16 protein-coding genes are annotated in these 18833 nt (G+C 55.9%); 7 read left to right on the top strand and 9 right to left on the bottom strand.

Annotated elements, in window-relative coordinates; translation table 11 throughout:
• Positions 1–5 precede the first annotated feature (5 nt).
• From WNY37_RS15395 to WNY37_RS15370, 6 genes are all read right to left on the bottom strand, one after another.
• Positions 6–1184 carry an MFS transporter gene (locus WNY37_RS15395; RefSeq protein WP_342974282.1) on the bottom strand — a complete coding sequence of 393 codons (1179 nt, stop codon included), beginning with the start codon at positions 1182–1184 and terminating at the stop codon, positions 6–8.
• 67 nt (positions 1185–1251) lie between these two features.
• Positions 1252–2397 carry an acyl-CoA dehydrogenase family protein gene (locus WNY37_RS15390; RefSeq protein WP_342974281.1) on the bottom strand — a complete coding sequence of 382 codons (1146 nt, stop codon included), beginning with the start codon at positions 2395–2397 and terminating at the stop codon, positions 1252–1254.
• A 155-nt stretch (positions 2398–2552) separates the two neighbouring features.
• Positions 2553–4991 carry a TonB-dependent receptor gene (locus tag WNY37_RS15385; RefSeq protein WP_342974280.1) on the bottom strand — a complete coding sequence of 813 codons (2439 nt, stop codon included), beginning with the start codon at positions 4989–4991 and terminating at the stop codon, positions 2553–2555.
• Between the two features lie 95 nt (positions 4992–5086).
• Positions 5087–6055, bottom strand: a complete 969-nt coding sequence (locus tag WNY37_RS15380; RefSeq protein ID WP_342974279.1) for an SDR family NAD(P)-dependent oxidoreductase — start codon at positions 6053–6055, stop codon at positions 5087–5089.
• A 21-nt stretch (positions 6056–6076) separates the two neighbouring features.
• On the bottom strand, positions 6077–7558 hold the full coding sequence (locus WNY37_RS15375; protein ID WP_342974278.1) for an acyl-CoA reductase: 1482 nt from the start codon (positions 7556–7558) through the stop codon (positions 6077–6079).
• A 34-nt stretch (positions 7559–7592) separates the two neighbouring features.
• Positions 7593–9017 carry a hypothetical protein gene (locus WNY37_RS15370; RefSeq protein WP_342974277.1) on the bottom strand — a complete coding sequence of 475 codons (1425 nt, stop codon included), beginning with the start codon at positions 9015–9017 and terminating at the stop codon, positions 7593–7595.
• A 164-nt stretch (positions 9018–9181) separates the two neighbouring features.
• Between WNY37_RS15370 and WNY37_RS15365 the strand changes: the two genes are divergently transcribed.
• Together WNY37_RS15365 and WNY37_RS15360 are read left to right on the top strand one after the other, a co-directional pair.
• Positions 9182–10411 (top strand): cytochrome P450, encoded by a 1230-nt coding sequence (locus WNY37_RS15365; RefSeq protein ID WP_342974276.1) that lies wholly within the window; start codon positions 9182–9184, stop codon positions 10409–10411.
• Positions 10412–10492: 81 nt separating this feature from the next.
• A complete protein-coding gene (locus tag WNY37_RS15360) occupies positions 10493–11092 on the top strand; it encodes a TetR/AcrR family transcriptional regulator (protein ID WP_342974275.1) in 600 nt (199 codons plus the stop codon).
• Here WNY37_RS15360 and WNY37_RS15355 read toward each other — a convergent pair.
• A complete protein-coding gene (locus tag WNY37_RS15355; protein WP_342974274.1) occupies positions 11074–11673 on the bottom strand; it encodes a PadR family transcriptional regulator in 600 nt (199 codons plus the stop codon). The two genes, WNY37_RS15360 and WNY37_RS15355, sit on opposite strands and share 19 nt — an antisense overlap.
• 197 nt (positions 11674–11870) lie before the next feature.
• Here WNY37_RS15355 and WNY37_RS15350 point away from each other — a divergent pair, with 197 nt between their 5' ends.
• From WNY37_RS15350 to WNY37_RS15340, 3 genes are all read left to right on the top strand, one after another.
• A complete protein-coding gene (locus tag WNY37_RS15350) occupies positions 11871–12830 on the top strand; it encodes a nitronate monooxygenase family protein (protein WP_342974273.1) in 960 nt (319 codons plus the stop codon).
• Positions 12831–12924: 94 nt separating this feature from the next.
• Positions 12925–13662 (top strand): enoyl-CoA hydratase/isomerase family protein, encoded by a 738-nt coding sequence (locus WNY37_RS15345; protein ID WP_342974272.1) that lies wholly within the window; start codon positions 12925–12927, stop codon positions 13660–13662.
• A 58-nt stretch (positions 13663–13720) separates the two neighbouring features.
• Positions 13721–14578 carry an alpha/beta hydrolase gene (locus tag WNY37_RS15340; RefSeq protein ID WP_342974271.1) on the top strand — a complete coding sequence of 286 codons (858 nt, stop codon included), beginning with the start codon at positions 13721–13723 and terminating at the stop codon, positions 14576–14578.
• Here WNY37_RS15340 and WNY37_RS15335 read toward each other — a convergent pair.
• Both WNY37_RS15335 and WNY37_RS15330 read right to left on the bottom strand, forming a co-directional pair.
• The gene (locus tag WNY37_RS15335) at positions 14575–14988 is read right to left on the bottom strand and encodes a GFA family protein (protein ID WP_342974270.1); all 414 of its coding nucleotides are present in this window, start codon (positions 14986–14988) and stop codon (positions 14575–14577) included. The genes WNY37_RS15340 and WNY37_RS15335 overlap by 4 nt on opposite strands.
• The gene (locus WNY37_RS15330; protein ID WP_342974269.1) at positions 14985–16160 is read right to left on the bottom strand and encodes a CoA transferase; all 1176 of its coding nucleotides are present in this window, start codon (positions 16158–16160) and stop codon (positions 14985–14987) included. The genes WNY37_RS15335 and WNY37_RS15330 overlap by 4 nt, the downstream gene beginning before the upstream one ends.
• 82 nt (positions 16161–16242) lie before the next feature.
• Between WNY37_RS15330 and WNY37_RS15325 the strand changes: the two genes are divergently transcribed.
• Positions 16243–17451: an acyl-CoA dehydrogenase family protein gene (locus tag WNY37_RS15325; RefSeq protein ID WP_342974268.1), complete on the top strand. Its 1209-nt coding sequence runs from the start codon at positions 16243–16245 to the stop codon at positions 17449–17451.
• Positions 17452–17531: 80 nt separating this feature from the next.
• The gene (locus WNY37_RS15320; RefSeq protein WP_342974267.1) at positions 17532–18707 is read left to right on the top strand and encodes an SRPBCC family protein; all 1176 of its coding nucleotides are present in this window, start codon (positions 17532–17534) and stop codon (positions 18705–18707) included.
• The last annotated feature ends 126 nt before the right edge of the window (positions 18708–18833 follow it).

Raw genomic sequence — 18833 nt, 5'->3', positions numbered from 1 at the left:
GGATATCACTGAATAGCTGGGCGAGGCCGTCTGGAATTCGGTCCCGCGATTATCAATGGAATTGTCAGGAGCGAAACGCCAAGCACGATGATGAGGAAGGGCGCATAGCTGCCCGTTGCGTCCCGCAACCAGCCACCGAGCAGAGGGCTGAGCGCGTAGAGCGTTATAATCGGTTGGGCCAGTCCCATCGCACGGCCGATCGAGGCGGCGCCGAAAGCTTGTGAGAAGAGCGCTCCCTTGAGAGGCAGAAAAGCGCCGGACCCCGCACCCAACAGCGAAAAACCCACGATCATCGATTCAAAGCTGGCGCCGAGCATGATCAATGTGACGGCGCCCGCCAGCAAGGTTGCGCCCCCGGCAAAAAGAACCCGATTATCGAAATGATCCATCAGAAGACCCGTGCCGAGCTTCCCAACCACCATTGCGAGCGCAATGCTCGACGCAATCATCGCGGTTTGCTCGACGGTAAGGCCTAGGTCGCTAGCAAAGGGGCGGAGGTTGAATTGGAGGCCGCTGAACACCAACGCAATCGCAAAGTACGATACTGACAGGATCCAGAAATGACGCGTCTTGATAATGCTCAGCGTCTCTGACCGGCTCTGCGCTGCGGTGCTGGTGCTCTTGCGGGGTTCGTATTGCTCGAAGGACAATATGATCCAGCCGATCGGAATGAGGAGCAGGGCGATGGCGACGGCAAGCCACAAATGCGTTTCTCTCCAGCCGATACTGGTTGTCAGGCTGGTTACGATAAAGGGAAATGCCACTCCGCCGATCGATGTGCCCATGGAGGTGATCCCGAAGGCCAGACCCTGGCGCGAGCGGACATTCCGCGCGATCAGGGACATCGCCATTAGCGGGCCAGCAAAGACGGCGGCGAAAGGCATGATAACAACGTATACGGCCATGATGAGCCATATGTTGTTGACGATTGAGATGATCGCGAGCCCACAACACAGGCAGATCAGTCCGATCGTCAGCGCGAGCCGCGCTTTAATACGGTCGATCCAGCGCCCCAGGAAAACAGCCGCGATGCCCATAGCGATCGTGTGAGCGGAAATGACGGCCATGACACGGCTTCGATTTGTCTCGAACTCCGTCATCCAGGGGTCAACCCAGAAGGTAAAACTATACATCAGGATGCCATAGGTCGCGGCCTGAAAGGCAACGGCCAATGCAACCATCATGCACGGTACCCATAGGCGACGAAATTGGCTCTGATACTCTTGGGGCGTTTCTACCATTCAGTGTTTCTCACCTTATTGAGTTCCAGATAATGTTGCGTTGCACTTCGTTGGCCCCGGCGTAGATCGAGGCTGCGCGATCGTTGAGATAGGTGCGTGTGGCGACTTGGCTGTCGGTCAGTCCCAGGGCGCTCAAAAGGTCTGGCTCAAGTGTCGAAACGGGCGGATGCCCATCGATTTCGAGAGCCAGCTCGCTTATTTTCTGGCGCAGCTCAGTCCCCAGGACTTTCATGGTTGATGACGTCGCTGTTGAGAGCGGGCCGGATTCCGAATTCGCTTGTAACGCTCTCATCTCGGACATTTCGAGGGCGGTGAGATCAATCTCACAACGGCTGAACTTTTCGGCACAGGCGTGTTGGGCTCTATGCTTTAGTCTGTCGAGCCGGGCCCGGAGGAGCGGAGACCAGGTGTGAGACCGCTCGTGTTGCAGAAGATATTTTGCAACCGTCCACCCGTCATTCTCTTCTCCAATCCTGGATGAAACAGGCACGCGAACATCGGAGAAAAAGACCTCATTCAGTTCATGTTCGCCCGATATCGAGATGATGGGGCGGATGGAAATGCCCGGCGTATCCAGGTCGATGAGAAGAAAGCTAATCCCTGCCTGCGGTTTGCCCTCTGTCCGTGTCCGGACAAGGCAGAAAATCCTGTTTGAAAAATGCGCGTGGGTTGTCCAGATTTTGGATCCGTTCACGACATATTCGTCGCCTTGGCGGCTCGCTGCGCATTTCAACGACGCCAGGTCGGACCCGGCCCCTGGTTCGGAATAGCCCTGTGCCCACCAGTCGTCGCCGCTCCTGATCGCTGGCAGATATTTTGCCTTCTGCTCGTCCGTCCCAAAAGCGATTATGACGGGACCGACCATATGCGTTGAATTGGGCGAAACTGGCGGCGCGCCCGCTTGGGCAAGTTCGACTTCGAAGATGTAGTTTTGCAGGGGCGACCAGTCGCAACCGCCATATTCCATTGGCCAATTGGGGACGCTCCATCCCTTGTCGGCCAGAATCCTGTGCCAGGCATTGGCGACATCGTACTCGCAATAAATCCCGCTGCACCGGGCTCCTTCGAGCCGCAGCTCGTCCGTCAGCTTCTCAGCGAGAAACTCACGCACCTCTCGCTGGAAATCGCGGTCATCATCGGTCAGCAGAAGATTCATGTGGCTCCAATGACAAGGCAGCAGGGTTGTTGAGAAATGCCGTCCAGACTGAATGGCCTGGACGGAACTGCCGATATCAGCCGCCGGATTGACCGGCCTTATCGACAAAAAATTGGCTGGCGGACATGTTGATATGTCCGCCAGCCAGCTTTGATCTAGAAGCGATAGGACAGCTCGAGATAGACCTCGCGAGGATTGGCGACCTGAGCCGACATGTCGCTGCGCGTGCCAGATGTCGTGCCAGTTCCTGCACCGCCAGTGAACGGAATATCGTTGGCGCTTGACGCGACCAGTTCGTCGGTGAGGTTCCGTCCGATCAGTGAAACTGTCCATTGATCGGTTGGGCCCGTGATCGAGAACGCAGCATCAATCTTCGTAAACGCATCCTGAATGGAATCCGGGCGCAGGGTGTCCGTGTAATTGTATTCAGACGTATAGGTTAGGTCTGAAGACAATTGTGCTGTCAGGCTACCAATCGGGAACTGGTACGAGCCGCCGAACCGGCCGGACCACTCAGGTGATTTTGGCGGCGTGAGGCCATCATAATCACGGCTGGTGAAGGCACCATTGTTTGGAAGTAGCGTACAACCCTCGGCAATTGTCTGTCCGCCAAAACACTGGCCAACATAGTCGCTATATGAGGCGTCATTGTACGCCAGCGCACCGCGGATCGACAGACCTTCGACCGCATTCGGAGCGAAGTCGAAATCAACTTCCACGCCTTTGGTCGTAAGCGAACCGGCATTGTCGGAAATCTGACCGATCGTAACCGGGTCGAACTTCTGCACCTGAAGGTTGTCGTATTCGAAGTCATAGGCAGTCGCGTTGAAGCGAAGCTGCTGATCAAACGCAATCGTTCTCAGGCCAACTTCGAAGCCCTGGGCTGTCTCGCTGTCATACTCGCCCGCTGCAACAGAAGCCGCTGGTGTCAGAGACTGAGAGAGGTTGTATCCACCAGATTTGAAACCCTCCTTATAGCTGACATACCAGGTCGTATTGACCGATGGTTTCCAGCGTAGGGTGACTTGTGGCGACACGTTTTCATCCGAGAACTCGTCTTCCAGTCTGACGCCGTCCGGAAATGCGCCGGCAAAATTCGAATGGGGCGCTGCGGAGAACTGCAGTGAATCCCGTTCCACGCGCGACCAACGGGCGCCGCCCGATAGTTCCAGCGTGTCGGTAAGGTCATAGCGCGCTTCGGCGAAAAGCGACGTCGTGGTCGCCTCGAATTCTGAGTTGCGAACAAATGTCCTGGCGGTGTTCTGAACTGGATCGACTGGAACCGGGAAAATGTAAGCCGACGAATAGAAGAGAAAGTCTTCATCCGAATAAAAGCCACCGAACATCAGATTGAACGGGCCGTCCCATTTCGTCGTAAATCGAATTTCTTGCGAGGCTTGAGAGAAGTCGGCCCGCTGAGTGAAAGTGGCGGGGTAGGATTCGCCTCCGACGTTGTTCAGATCCTGCTGCTCAAACTGATAGTAGCCCGTGATCGTATCGATATCGAACGTATCAAAGCTGAAGCTGCCGGTAAGAATACCGTACTCGGAGTTAAAATCCGCGTAGGGCTCTCCGTCACGTGCGAACGGGTAGTTTATCGTTACTTCCTGAGGGATCGTCACATAGTCGGATACGCCGTCGATGGTGCAGCCCGAGTTTGGGCTCGGTGGGACACCATTTGCCGTTGCGGGTGTTGTCCGACCCGCCGCGCAAACGCGCTCAACCAGCTCTGATGCACCACGATCCTCGTGACTGCTGGCACCCACCTTGAGTTCCAGATTGGCAAACTCCGACGGCGTCCAGTCCAAGGTGAAGCGACCGCTCAGGTCTTCTTCTCCGCCGCGCTTTTCAGATGTCCGGCGAATCGTGCGGCCAAGTGGATCTGTGGAAACCAGCGATGCGTTGTTTTCAAATGCGCCTTCGCTATCAACCGCACGAACGGCAAGCCTGGCACTCAGCGTGTCCGTCAGTGGCCCTGATACAAAGCCTTCGCCATAAATTTTGTCTGCTTCAAAGCCATAGCCAACTCGACCTCCGGCCTCGAATATATCGGTCGGACCTTTGGTCACGACATTGATCAGACCACCGGTTGTATTCTTCCCAAAGAACAGAGCCTGAGGACCCTTCAGCACCTCTACCCGCTCAATGTCGTACTGGCTCAGAATGATTTCCCGTCCGCGGCTCATCGGGACGCCATCGAAATTGATCGACACGGATTGGTCGAAGCCGGCACTGAGTGATGTTGAACCAACACCTCTCAGAAAGATGCTGGCTCCAGTCCCCGATGTGCCACGGCCAACCACCATCGTTGGAACCTGGGTCGCAATGTCCGAAAAATCGTCGATGGCATAGTCGCCAAGCTGATCACCATCCAGGGCGGTGATCGCGACCGGCGCGTCGTTGATGCTTTCGTCGCGACGGCGTGCTGACACCGTCACGACGCCCAGACGCGCAAGTTTATCCTCTTGCGTCTGCGCCGCCTCGACTTCAGCCGTCGTTTGCTCTTGAGCGTTCGCCATCCCGAGGATCGCATCCGATCCCAGCATGGCCAAAGTGACCACTGACATGGCCGTTGTGTTGAAGTAGAATTTCATGGTTTTCCTCCCTTGCCGACTCCGTCGGCATCGCAACTTGAGTTACTTTTTTTGGTACGTGCACGCGTGCGGGTGCAGCCTTGATCGCGCTCTTCTCAGAGCGGTAATTTTCTCCCAATAAGTTCTTCGGTTTCGGCCCATAGCCGGTCAGCCGTAACTGGGTCTTCCGCATACGGAAGTACGCCAGAAACGGTGTTCGGCTGCTCAATCGGTTGAGCGATCTGGCAGTCCTCAAGATAGGCAAACTTGCCTTTTAGTGAGGGTTCGCTCGCCGCCCAGACAGTGGTGGCCGCGCCTTGCTCCACATTCTTTCGTTTGCGGGAGGACGGGTCGGGGGCATCGGGTCGTTTCCTCAAGGCGACATAGTCGTCTTTGGTGAGGTGGCGCATCAGACCAGTGCCAATCACGCCAGGGTGTACGGCGAGACCGGTGACGTTTCGATCTGACATGTCGGTCTGAACCTTCCGCGCGAGGAGGGCGCAGGCCGTCTTAGACTGTCCGTACGCAACCCATTTGTCATAGTCGCGCTCCTGGAAGTTGAGATCATCCAGCGTGACAGGCGAAAAGTGATGACCCGAAGAGCTCAGGCAGACGACTCGCGTGTCTGAATCGGTCCGTAACGACGACGCCAGACGGCTGATCAGCAAGGCGTGTCCGACGTAATTGGTCCCAAATTGCATTTCGAGGCCGATATTCGTTCGGGCCAGTGGGCATGCCATGATCCCCGCATTTGCAATGAGTAAATCGATGGGACGCCCGAGAGCGATCACGTCATCGGCAAATCGATCCACGCTTTCGAGGTCGGCCAGATCAAGCGTGAAGCTATGGACCTCCAGATCCGGATACGTCTTTGCAAGGGAATCGGCGGCATCTCTAATTTTGTCAGGTGTGCGTCCGCCAATGATGACGTCAGCACCGGCTGCCATCAGGCATCGAGCAGTCTCAAAGCCCAGGCCGCCGCCGCCGCCTGTAATTACGGCGACTTTTCCTGACATATTGACGCCCTCAAGCACTTCTTGTGCTGTCGAGTTTTCGTCAAATCGTGATTTCGAAGGTGTCATCATTGCTGCACTTACCGACTGGGATCAGTCGACCTTCCACAGGGCAGGGGTCGTTTCTAGATCTGCTTCTTCCCGGAAAATGAACTTGCAGAGCCGCCGAACAGGCTCGACGCCGTCTTGCGGCGCGCCAAAGCCGGTCGCTGCCATGCCCGCATATCCGAGCGAGACCAGTCGCTGGCCGCCGGCCAATGCCAGCCGGTCCTGAATTTCGGGCACGAGCTTTTCTGGGTAGATGCCAATCGTCTGGCAGTAAGCGTCAATTCGTGGGTAGACGTCCTCTATCGAGTCGACGGGCACAAAATTGGCCACGCGATTTGTGAGGCTTGGCGCAAAATCAACGGGTTCGGGAAGTTTTGAGACGATGACAGCGCCATCATCATCCTCGCCGCCCACGACTTCATAGAAATCATCCAATAGGGACGCCGAATCGAGCTGGCTTTTCAGGTCTCTGTTGATGCCGAATTTCGGCTTCGTGCTGACATGCTCGGGCAGTTTTCTGAGGCTGTCATAAGCGCGGCGGGCCAGTTCGGTGGTCTGCTCGATGCCCTTATCGTCGGAGCCGGACAGGACGTAGACGACCCGAGCGCTGGCGCAGACTTCCTGGTTATGAGCGCCGAAGTCAGCAGCGACACGTTTCGCCACCTGGTTCATGGAAGCGTCATCATCGAACGCTTCGGGACCAATGATGCTGATGCTCCTCTTGGGATCCAGAGAGATGAGTTCGATACCGGGCTGAATGTATTTCGTGATGTGCTTGACCGACGCAAAGCCACCCCATGCGACGATTTTTTCAACATTGTGCGGCTGGTAGAGCTTGCTCTCGAAAGCTTCGTCGCCGCCCTTCCAGTATGCGATGCTAAGGTGCTTCGTAATTGGGTGGTCTGGCGCCATGTCGATCATGGTGCGAGCGACGGCGATCCCGGTGAAAGGATCATTGGAAGGCGCCTTGATGATTGCATCACCCCGCGCAACCGCATTGCGCATGGCTGTGACCGCAGAAAGGACCGGACTGTTGCCGGCAACAATATGGATGGCGCGGGCACCGAAGGCTTTGACGTATCGCTTGGCACCGGTTGAGGTCGTTCGGTCGAGGACCCAGTCTTCCAGATAGGGGCGACCGATCTGGCCGATCATATCGTCGATTTCTTCGCGGGTGAACAGCGACGGCAAACGAGCGTACTGGTTGCGAACCAGTGGTGGCGTCATTGGTGCCGTCTGGATCGTCAAATCGAGCGCGTACTGCAGGTGCTTGTTCGTTTTGATGTCGAGTTCTTTGCCAAGCGACAGCAAGTAGTCAGTGACCTCATCCATGCTGAGGCTGTACATGTCCTGAAGTCGGTTCGGATTGCCGAGAGGCAGGCGCCCCAGTAACGAGTTCGGGTCCGGCGCGCGGAACTTCAGGTCGCCATTGCGTCCGCCAAAATCGACAAGATCCGTATCGATGATCTGCCCGCGAATGACTGCTGGGGCGATTTCAGTTTTCGCCGCTGTTTTAAGAGTGGTCATGTGAGACACTTTCCTGCTGATTGATGGACGGCTTTCAGGACGCGCCCGATTGAAGGGACGCCAGGTAGTCCATCGCTTCTTCATGGGCTTCCGCCGATGCGGCGCAGCTGATCTTGTCGTCACCCCCCTGGAGTTCGCTGAAACGACTGATTGTCTGGTGCAGGTACGGGCCTTCGCGGCCGCAGCCGCAGGGCTTGTCCCAGGTCATCGTTACGGCATCACCGGTGATGAAGCCCCCCCAATGGGTGTCGGGCAGCAAGTCATAGAAGGCCAGGCGACCCGAGACAGTCCCGGTTCGTGGAAGCGGTTCGCTCGTGTCTGGATCGAGGATGAACGGTATGATCCATGGGGCCATATGATAATGGCCGTTCTCACACAGAAGATTGTTCGCGTTCATCTCAGTCATGGCGAAGTTCATGGTGAGGCGGTCAACGCCCGCAAACTTCATCACCTGCTCTTTCCAATCGTCAGGAAGAACCATTCCCTTTGCGCCGCCGCCGCTCGAGATCACGGAATCCGAAGCGAAGACGCCGGACTTGCCATTTTCAAGAGACCGCTCGGCAAGAGGCCAGAGATAGGTGGGGGCGCAGGCCATGAAGACACGCTCGCCAGCAAGTTTAGTGGTTACTTCCTCAAGAAATTCCCGCATCCGCTCTTCGCGTTTCGACTGGTCAGTCTCAAACTCCTGAAGCCGGGACATGAGGGTGGGAGAAAGCTCGAGGCGGTCTAGTTCGCCCCGTGCTTTGGCGGCCCTGATGCGACCCGCGAGGTACAGGATGTCTGCACTCATCCGGCCGGGAAACGCGACGTGCATGAAGTCATCGTCGCCGTGCGCGATTCGCTTGAAATACTCATCATTAATTCGAAAGTGTGCAGATCCGCCGCTACGGAAGCTTGGCGAAATCACATGCGCTTTCGGCTGCACTTCGCGTGGGCGTGGATCGCCAAACTTTTGAAACCTAAGAGGATAAAGTTTGGTGAAGGCGGACAGTTCGGCCTTCGCCTTTGGAAACAGGGACACTGTTCCGGTTGTGCCAGACGAGTGATGGATGCACAGCTCCGTCTCGCGATCCATGACATCGAGCCAGCTATCAATGCTCGTACAGGCGGAAACGTCTACATCACGAACGTTCGCGGTTGTCAGCTTGCTCAACCATAAATTGATCTTGGTGAAGTTGTTCGTTTCGAGAAGGGAGGAGGGATAGGATTTATAGATCGTATGATCAAAGAGGAGAGGTATGACATCCTCTACCTTTTCGATGCTGTTTATACCGTCTCTGTCTGCGAGCTTTTTGAGAAATCCGATCCGATCACGCAATTGCTCGAACCGAATCTTCAGGCCTTCAATTTGAAATTGATTTCTTTTTTCGGCCGGCATCGTGAACATGTCGGTCAGCGACCAGTCAAAGTACTCCACTGGATCAGCAATGAATTCATCGACCGTAAGAACCTCTGGCATTTTCTCGCCTCCCTTATTTTTACCAAGTTTTGACCCGAATTTGATCGATGTATCAAACTTGCATTTTTGTTTCACTCGTATACCTATCGTCATAAGATTAATGGATCAACAGTTTTTTCTAACCGTCCACAAAGTCGGGCGATAAACGGGTGAGGAGATCAGGGATGAGCGTGGAGACAACTCAAGACGTACCGGCCCATGTTCCGGATGCGCTGCGCTTCGAGTTCGATCTGTACGGTTTGAGCGGCAGGTCTAATTTGACGGATAATGTTCAGGCCGGCGTGGCGCGCATGCTCGAAGAGGCTCCGGATTTATTCTTTACATCCCTCAATGGCGGCCACTGGGTCGCGAAGCGGTTTGATGTAATGAGCAGAATCCTGACCGATCCAGAGCATTTCTCGTCTTGTCAGCTGACTCTTCCGAAAAGCAGCGGGCAACCCACTCTGATACCGCTCACGCTGGATCCGCCTGCGCATACGCCATACCGACTGATCCTGATGAAGCACTTCTCATCTAAACGGGTGAATGCGCTGGAAGACGAGGTTCGGGCGAAGGCGAGAGAACTGGTGAACGCGGCCGCTGAAACGGCGCAGGGCGACTTCATGGCCAAGATCGCTATTCCGCTGCCGGTCTATGTCTTTCTCAAGCTCATGGGATTGCCGGAAACAAAGTTTCACAGGTTCCGCGAGATCGTTGAAGAGTGGTTCTCCATCCCCAACGGGCCGCGGCGCCAAGAGCTGGCTGCCGAAATTATAGGGCATCTGAGAGAAGCGATTGGTGAGCGGCGGAAGGCGCCTCAGAATGACCTGATCAGCGCTTTGATCGAAGAGCAGTCCGGCCCGGCCGGGCTCGGTGAAGATGAACTGGAATCGATGTGTTTTCTGCTGTTTCTTGCAGGACTCGATACGGTCGCGAATGGAGCCGGCTTCATGTTTGAACGCCTGGCCGCCCGGCCAGAGCTTCAGCAAGCCCTGGCTGGTTCAGAAGAGCTTCGCAAGGGCTTTCTGGAAGAGACACTCCGAACGTGTGGTGTTGTAAACACTGTTCGGACGGTCGTGTCGGACGTGGAGCTGGAGGGGGTCAAGCTGAAGGCTGGAGATCTTGTCCTGTGCCCGCTGGCTCTGGCGGGTTACGATGAGAGCGTGAATGGATGTCCTCACCAGTTTGATGCAGAGCGGCAGTCACGAACTCATCTCATGTTTTCGACCGGACCGCACCTCTGCGTCGGCCACCTGCTTGCGCGGCTGGAGCTTCGCGTGTTGCTTGAGGAGTGTCTGGCCGGTTTCTCTCATTTCGAGCTGGATGAAAACGCGCCAAAACGAATCAAGATCGGATCAATCATCGCCTTGCTTAGCCTTCCCATGACGTGGAAGAAGCGAACGCAGCAAGCGTAGGTGTCTGGATGTGCTACATCCAGACTTGGGAAGAGCTTGAAACGAACTGTCATATGAGGCTCATACCGAAAGGCTAATCGCATGTCCGAAACGTCATCGATTGTTTCAGGCGAAGACAAGCGCCTCGACATGATCCGTGCGACGATAAAATGCCTGACGCGGAAGGGTATCGGCAACACGAACATGACCGACATTGCGCGTGAAGCCGGTGTGGCTCGCGTGACGCTCTATCGAGAATTTGGAACGCGAGAGAAGCTGCTTGAGGCGGTTGTTGTTTATCGGCTCAAGCAGTTCAATCTAAAGTTTTTCGCTTCAGTTGTGGGAGTGATGTCGTTTCCTGAGCTCATTGAGGCCTATCTACTAGAGTCAGTGCGCTTCGCCCGGTCCAATCCTGTGACTCCTCGGTTGACGGACGGCAGAATGACTTTCATGCGCGAGGGATCTCTCATTCGTGAAGCCTCGCGCGAGTGCTGGGCGCCGATCATTCTGAAAGCCCAGCGCGAGGGTGATTTGTCACCAGGCATTGAGCCTCGAGATGCGGCGGACTGGTTGCTCAGCCTGCAATACACGCTCAGCCGCCTCTCAAGTGAGGGGGGCATGGATGAAGACAGCTTGAGCAGGCTGGTAAAAGCCTTCGCGGTTCCAGCCTTCCGGACGGGCAATCAAACCGAACCGGATTGACCTTCGCTTTCTGTGAGCCGCTCAATGTGCGCGATCGCCTCCATGCACCAGTCGATCCTCGATTGCTCATAAAGCAAGCCCGACCTTAAACCGATATATCGGCCTGCGGTGTCCGGATTTTCGTGACCGTTTCGATCAAGGTTCTTCTCGATCTTTCTGAACAATGACAATCGTTCCTGATGGTACTGCAATCGTTCGATGAGTTGGGTCCGGATTTCATGAGCATTTTCAATGTCGAGAGCATAGACTTTCACTGAGAGGTCATCCTTGATCGACGCTGGCTTGCTGCTCGCGGCAATAAAGGACGCCAGTTCCTCCTGGCCGGCCACGGTAATCGACCAGATGATCTTGTCAGGATATTTGTCCTGGGAGTGGCGTCTGCCCTTAATAAGTTCCTTGGATTCCAAACGCCGTAATTCAGCATAAATCTGCTGTGGGCTTGCATGCCAAAAGAAGCCGATGGACGTCTTGAAAGTCTTCGCGAGATCGTAGCCACTTAGCGGCTTGCCGGATAAAACGGTCAGCATGGCGTGAGCGAGAGCCATTATTCCTCCAAAGCTGGTGCCGATGACTCGCATCATGGATTGCGAATTTGACGACCCTAGTGGCTTCGTCGCGACAGCGATAGGCACTGCTTGGGTTTCAAAAAGCGCCGCTCAATTTGCGAAACTATTAAAATAATTGACTAGTCAAATTTTGTGTTTATTGGATTGGGCCAAATGTGGCCAGACCCTTTCGGCCGGGCCGCGCAATATCAATTCAAACGGAGCGCCAAACCATGCCGATACCGACCGTCCTGCAGGGAAAGCTGCGCCTTCCCCTGATCGCATCTCCACTATTCATTATCTCAAATCCTGAGCTCGTTATTGCCCAGTGCAAAGCCGGAATTGTCGGAAGTTTCCCATCTCTGAATGCTCGTCCGGAGTCGCTGCTGGATGAGTGGCTCCATCAGATCACGGAAGAGCTTGCGGCCTGGGACAAGGCAAATCCCGACACCCCGTCAGCCCCATTTGCGGTTAATCAGATCGTTCACAAGACGAATAACAGGCTCGATCACGATGTAGCGCTTTGTGAAAAGTATAAAGTGCCGCTGATAATCACGTCGCTGGCAGCAAACACGGACATTTTCAGCACGGTGCAAAGTTATGGAGGCATCGTCATGCACGATGTCATCAATAACAGGTTCGCCAGAAAGGCGATTGAAAAAGGTGCAGATGGGCTAATCGCTGTTGCTGCCGGAGCAGGCGGTCATGCGGGGACGCTTTCGCCTTTTGCGCTTGTTCAGGAGATTCGCGAATGGTTTGACGGACCGCTTGCGCTATCCGGCTCGATTGCGAATGGCAATGCAATCCTGGCTGCCCAGGCATGTGGGGCGGATCTCGCCTATGTCGGCTCGTCGTTCATTGCGACTGATGAGGCCAATGCCGACGAACGTTACAAGCAGATGATCGCTGATAGCTCCGCCGAAGACATTGTCTATTCCAACCTGTTTACTGGTGTGCACGGAAATTATCTCCGTCCCTCGATCGTCTCAGCAGGCATGGACCCGGACAATCTGCCGGTGTCAGATCCTTCAAAGATGAGTTTCAAGTCCGGTGGAGACCAAGAGGCTAAGGTGTGGCGCGATATTTGGGGCTGCGGTCAGGGGATCGGCGCGATTAAGGAGATCGTACCGACCGCTACCCTTGTGGCGCGTTTTGAAGCTGAATACCAAGCCGCTCGAGCGCGCATCGCGTAGTCCGAAATACGACCGGGTGGCCTTGCTGTCATAATCTAATGATTATAGATAACTTGCTTCTTTGAAGTCCTGATAAGGGAGTAGGGAACGCAAGATGGCAGAACTCGTAAAGCGTGAAACTAGAGGTGGTGCCGTTCATCTGATCCTGAACAGGCCAGATAAACTGAATGCCCTGACTGTGGGCATGTTTTCAGAGCTGCGCGATGCAGTCGAAGACCTGCAAAATGACAACGACGTGAAGTGCGTTGTCATTCGAGGTGAGGGGAGATGCTTCTCCGCTGGCCATGATCTGGGAGATATTGGGGCTGGCGAGGATGTGCCGTCCAAGGGGTGGCATAGCGAAACGCTCCGGATGCTCGAGTTGCTGCCCCAGCCAGTCATTGCGGCGGTGCACAGCCATTGTTACACCGGTGCTCTAGAAGTCGCCATGGCAGCCGATTTCATCGTGGCCTCGGACGATGCAAAGTTCGCCGACACACATGCGAAATGGGCTCTGACACCGATCTGGGGAATGAGCCAACGTCTGCCGAGGCGGGTCGGGATCGCAACCGCAAAAATGCTGATGTTTACGGCGCAAACGCTGGATGCGGCCGCCGCCCTCGACATCGGACTTTGCGAAGCGGTGTATCCCGCAGGAGAATTTCTTGAGCGCGTGGATGAAATGACCCGCCAGATCGTTGAGAATTCCAGTTTTTCAACAGCTGCCTACAAGCGCCTGCTCAACACGACCGATGGCATGCCGCTGGATGCAGGGCTGGCCTATGAAGTGTTCCACTGCGAAGGTGTCGGGCCCGACATGGGGCAGCGTCTTCAGGCATTCTCCAAGCGCTGAGATCATGTCAAATTTCGAAGTGGAGCGTTGCGTGTTCCGGTTGGAGTGTCCCTGAACGATGGCCGAAAAACGAATTTTAGATATGGACGACGGTGTTCAGCTGGTTGCTGACGTTGATGGTCCGCCAGAAGGCCCTGTTGTTGTGCTCGCGCACGGCGGAGGGCAGACCCGCCATTCCTGGTCCGGGGCGTTTCGCAAGCTCGTGGAGAAAGGGTATCGAGTTATCAATTTCGATGCTCGCGGGCATGGGAACAGCGACTGGTCGGCGGACAACAAGTATCCGCTAAGCCGGCGCTGGACTGACCTTGAGGCGATCATCCACCAGATGGCCCCCAACAAGTCCGTCGCGGTCGTCGGCGCTTCGATGGGGGGTGGCAGTGCGCTTTACGGGGTGAGCGCTGGATTTCGTCCTTCTGCATTGATCCTCGTTGATATTTCCCCAAACGCGGAAAGAGCCGGCATGCAGCGCGTTGTCGACTTCATGAAGGCAGGACTGGGCGGCTTCAGATCTATAGATGAAGCCGCTGACGCGGTTGCCGCTTACAACCATTCGCGCCCACGCCCAAAAAATGTATCAGGCTTGAAGCGCAATATGCGGCAAAGTGCAGATGGCCGTTGGTACTGGCACTGGGACCCGGGAATGCTGGACGTAAATCTGGATCAGGAACGGGCTTTGATGGCCAATACTTTTTGGGGGCTTGAGTCGGCCGAGGGGCTGCCCGTGCTGCTTGTCAGAGGGCTGAACAGTGACGTTGTCACAGACCAGACGGTCGAAGACTTTCGCGCGCGTATTTCATCGATTGAAGTCGCGGATATTAGCGGAGCTGGCCACATGGTGGCCGGTGACAAGAATGATGCTTTCAACGAAGCCATACTGAGGTTCCTAAAGCGGCATATGCCGCCTTCTTCGGCCTAGCCGCCCGGGGCGTTTCCTGGAAACTTTGCGACCTTGTCGCTGATTTCGACCCAGGGCTGGGCGCTCGCGCACCAGACATGAGCGACGGGTTTGAGCCAGTCCGTTTCGTCGAAGCTTCCCGCTTTGATGATGATGGTGTCTGCCTTGTCGGGTTGAGCCGAAAACATGGCCGATCCGCAGTCGGGGCAGAATTTCCGGTCGAGCGCTGCTCCGCTGTCAGCCGTGTCGTGGTAGGTCTTCAGTTCGCCTTTGATTTCGACTGAATTGGTCGGTGCAAGGACAACGACGGAAAAGGCGCTTCCGGCCTGGCGCTGGCAGTGCTTGCAGTGACAGACGGCCGTCACGATTGGATCTGCTTTCAGTGTGTAACTGACGTTTCCGCAAAGACACTGCCCTGTTCGTTCCGTCATGATTGCTTCTCCTTCTGGGTCTCTAGTTCTGACCTTATTTCATCACTGTGTTCGCCGATGAGTGGCGGTGAGGTGTGTTGCGGCGCCGTGCCGGCCCCGTAGCGGACCGGGCTTGTCATGTCGTACCAGCCGCCTTCGCTCGGATGTTCGCGGCGGGTGAAGAAACCCGTCGTTTTCAGATGCGGATCCTCAAGCATGTCGGCCATGTCACGTACGGGCATGCAGGGGATGCGCGCCGCCCGGAAGCGCTCGGTCCAGTCAGCGGTGGTGCGGTGCGGTGTAAGCTCGGCAAGACGCTGATAAAGCCTGTGCTGGTTGAAGAATTGTTCCTTCACGGTCTGCAAGCCTGGCTGCTCCAGAAAGCCCGGATCCTCTACAACATCAAAGACGACGCTCCAGCTTTGCGGCGTATAGGGGACGATGCTGATATAGCCGTCCGCTGTCGGGAACGGTTGCCGGTCCGGATCAATCTGCCGGGGGTAGCAGGCATCGGCATTGGGCGGATCGAAAGTGAGGCCGCCGAGATGTTCTGCCAGCATGAACTGGGTGAAGGCCTCGAACATCGGCACTTCGACGAACTGGCTCTCACCGGTGCGAAGCTTGTGGATATAGGCGGCAAGCGCCGCTTGTGCGCCGTTCAGGCCGGCCACCTTGTCGGCGATGAGGGAGGGCAGGTAACGCGCCTCACCTGTTCCATCGACGCGGCCTGCCAATGTTGCTGTGCCAGATGCGGCCTGGATCACATCATCATAGGCCTGCAGCCCGTCATAGGGGCCGCCCGATCCAAAGCCGACGCAATGAATGTAGATGAGATCGTCCTTGATCGCCTTGACCTGGTCCGGCCCGAAGCCGAGCTTCTCAATGGCGCCAAGGCGGACATTATGGATAAAGATATCCGCTGTCTGCAGAAGGTCGGCCATTGTGGCGCGATCGTCTTCCGATTTCAGATCAAGCGTGATGGAGCGCTTGTTGCGATTGAGGGCCATGAAGCCGGGAGACATGCCGCGCGTGTTTGCGGGCTTACCGGAATAGCGGAACTGGTCGCCACCAGGCGCTTCGACCTTGATCACATCGGCACCGAGATCGGCGAGGACCTGCGTCGCATAGGGGCCGAACACGACGCTCGTCATGTCGATCACGCGCACGCCTTCGAGAATGGCTGGTGTCGTCAATTTCTGCCTCCCTTGCTATGCCTCTTGAGTAAGGCGCATGACCGCCCTATTCAATACCTAATGATGATAGGTAGTCTTATATATGCAACTGACTTTCAGCCGTGAAGAAGAAGCCTTCCGCAATGAAGTGCGCGATTTCCTTGCAGATAAGCTGACCCCCGAGCTCGAGGCCTATGCTGCGCGCATGACCAGCGTTTATGCGGACAAGGCCACAGCTTTGGAGTGGCAGGCGATTTTGAATGCGCAGGGGTGGGCGGCGCCATCCTGGCCGGTTGAGTATGGCGGTTGTGACTGGTCGGTGGCGCAGCACTACATCTTCGACACTGAACTCGCGAGAGCAGGCGCACCGCCGCTTTCGCCCATGGGGATTGAGCAATGCGGACCCGCCCTGATCGGACACGGCTCTGAGGCGCAGAAGGCTCACTACCTGCCACGCATTCTGTCGGGTGAGGACTTCTGGTGCCAGGGCTATTCCGAGCCGCATGCCGGTTCCGACCTCGCTGCACTCTCCATGTCGGCCGAAGACGATGGCGATGCCTTCATCTGCAATGGCTCGAAGATCTGGACCACGCACGCCCACGAAGCCAATATGATGTTCTGCCTTGTGCGCACCGATGCGAGCGGCAAGCCACAGACCGGTATCACCTTCCTTCTGATTGATATGACTGCGCCGGGTGTGCGCGTCGACCCGATCATCATGCTGTCGGGCGAGCACATCCAGAATGCTGTCTTCTTTGACGATGTCCGCGTGCCCAAGGCCAATGTTGTCGGTGAAATCGACAAGGGATGGACCGTCGCAAAATACCTGCTTGAGTTTGAGCGCGGCGGCTCATCCTATGGGCCGCGCCTGCTGCAGCGGCTCGCCGCGCTCCGAAATGTCGCTCGCGAATTAGGTCGTCTTGAAAGTGACCTCTCCCAGCGTATCAGCGCCGCTGAAATCGAGGCAAGCGCGCTTGAGGCCGCCGAGCTCATGATGATGTCGGAATTATCCGGCGGCGGCACCCCCGGACTCAAGGCCTCCATGATGAAGATCAAGGGGACTGAACTCAGCCAGCACGTCACTGAAATCGCGCTCGACCTTGCAGGGGAATATGTCCAGCCCTTCCAGCCGGAGCACACCAGCCCTGGCGGGCCGGTTACGAGGCCGCATCCATCCAATCAGGGGCTCGTCGGGCCTGATAGCCTTGTCACCGCTTCGGCCAAATACCTCAATGACCGGGCCGGTTCGATCTATGCCGGATCCAACGAGATCCAGCGAAAAATTCTCAGCAAGGGGCAGCTTGGTTTGTGAGCGCGCGTCCATTGACATTAGCCGGGTGAGCAGTAAAACTAAGGGCAATAGGTAAAAACAAAACGACCGGGAGAAAGCCAATGGGCGACACATCTGTAATCATGGATCGCAATCCCCTGAAGCCGACGCTGGACACGTTGAGTGATAGCCAGATTGACGCCATCCGCAGAATTCCGTCACATGATGAGGCGACCGTATCGGTGATCGAGGCGAGCCGGCCGGTCGATATTTTTACAGGCGATGAGCGCTTTGAGCTCGAGCAGAAGAAAATTTTCCGCAAGATGCCGGTTCCGATTACCGTGTCGTCCCTGCTGGAGCCTGGCAGCGTCATCGCGCATAATGGCTACGGCCTCCCACTTCTGGTGACGCGCACCAAGGACGGAGAGATCCACGTCTTCCTCAATGCCTGTCAGCATAAAGGGGCAAAGCTCATTGATGATTGTGAGGTTCACAAGCAGAACAAGATGACTTGCCCATATCATGCATGGACGTTCGCCCTTGATGGGAAGCTCGTCGCTGCAGCACGGCAGGAGACATTCAAGAACTTCGAAAAGCACGCACACAATCTGGCGGAAATGCCAAGCTGCGAGCATGCGGGGATGATCTGGGCCATTCTGGACAAGGATGCCAAGCCAGACTGGAGCGATCTGCACGAGCAAATCCACGATGATTTTACGGCAATGGGAATTCCAAAAGCGCGTGTTTACGGTCGCCGCACGTTCGAGCTTGATGCGAACTGGAAGGTCGTCCTCGAGCCGTTTCTGGAAGGCTATCATGTGCAACGCCTTCATCGAAATTCCATTGGCCAGCTCTTCGCGGACGTGCCTAGCGTCACGGATGTCTTCGGACTCAATGTCCGTCAGATTTCAGGAAAAGCGGATTTCACGCCAGAGTCGCTCGAGGGGCTAACTGACAATATTCACAAGACCGTCACGCATGCTTATCAGGTCTTCCCGAACTGCGTTGTCGTCACGAGCCCTTACTATATCAGCGTCATGATTCTGATGCCGCGTTCGGCCGGTCATACGACGGTAGACTATTTCATGCTGGTGCCGGACGCTCCGAAAACGGAGAAGGGCGAAGCGATATACGAAAAGTCGTACAAGCTTATTCAGGATGTCTTCGGCGGCGAAGATTTCTGGGCTGCTGAAATGTCTCATGCAGGTCTCAAGAGCGGCGCTCTGGACCGCGTCACCTATTGCGGTCTCGAAGAGACGATTCTGACTTATTACGAACTCCTCGAGGGTCGGCTCTAGCCGAAACCTCAAATGACTTGGCGCGGGCAATCGGTTTCAGGAATCGATTGCCCGCGCCATTTTTTCGATTAATCTAAACTCTATAGATAAGGCGCGCTAAGTGCCGCAGAGTTCTGGGAGGAAATT

The sequence above is a fragment of the Henriciella sp. AS95 genome, from assembly GCF_038900055.1.
In the GTDB taxonomy this organism is placed as follows: Bacteria; Pseudomonadota; Alphaproteobacteria; order Caulobacterales; family Hyphomonadaceae; genus Henriciella.
The sequence above is the reverse complement of the archived record's forward strand: the minus strand, read 5'-3'. Positions and strand labels throughout refer to the sequence as shown.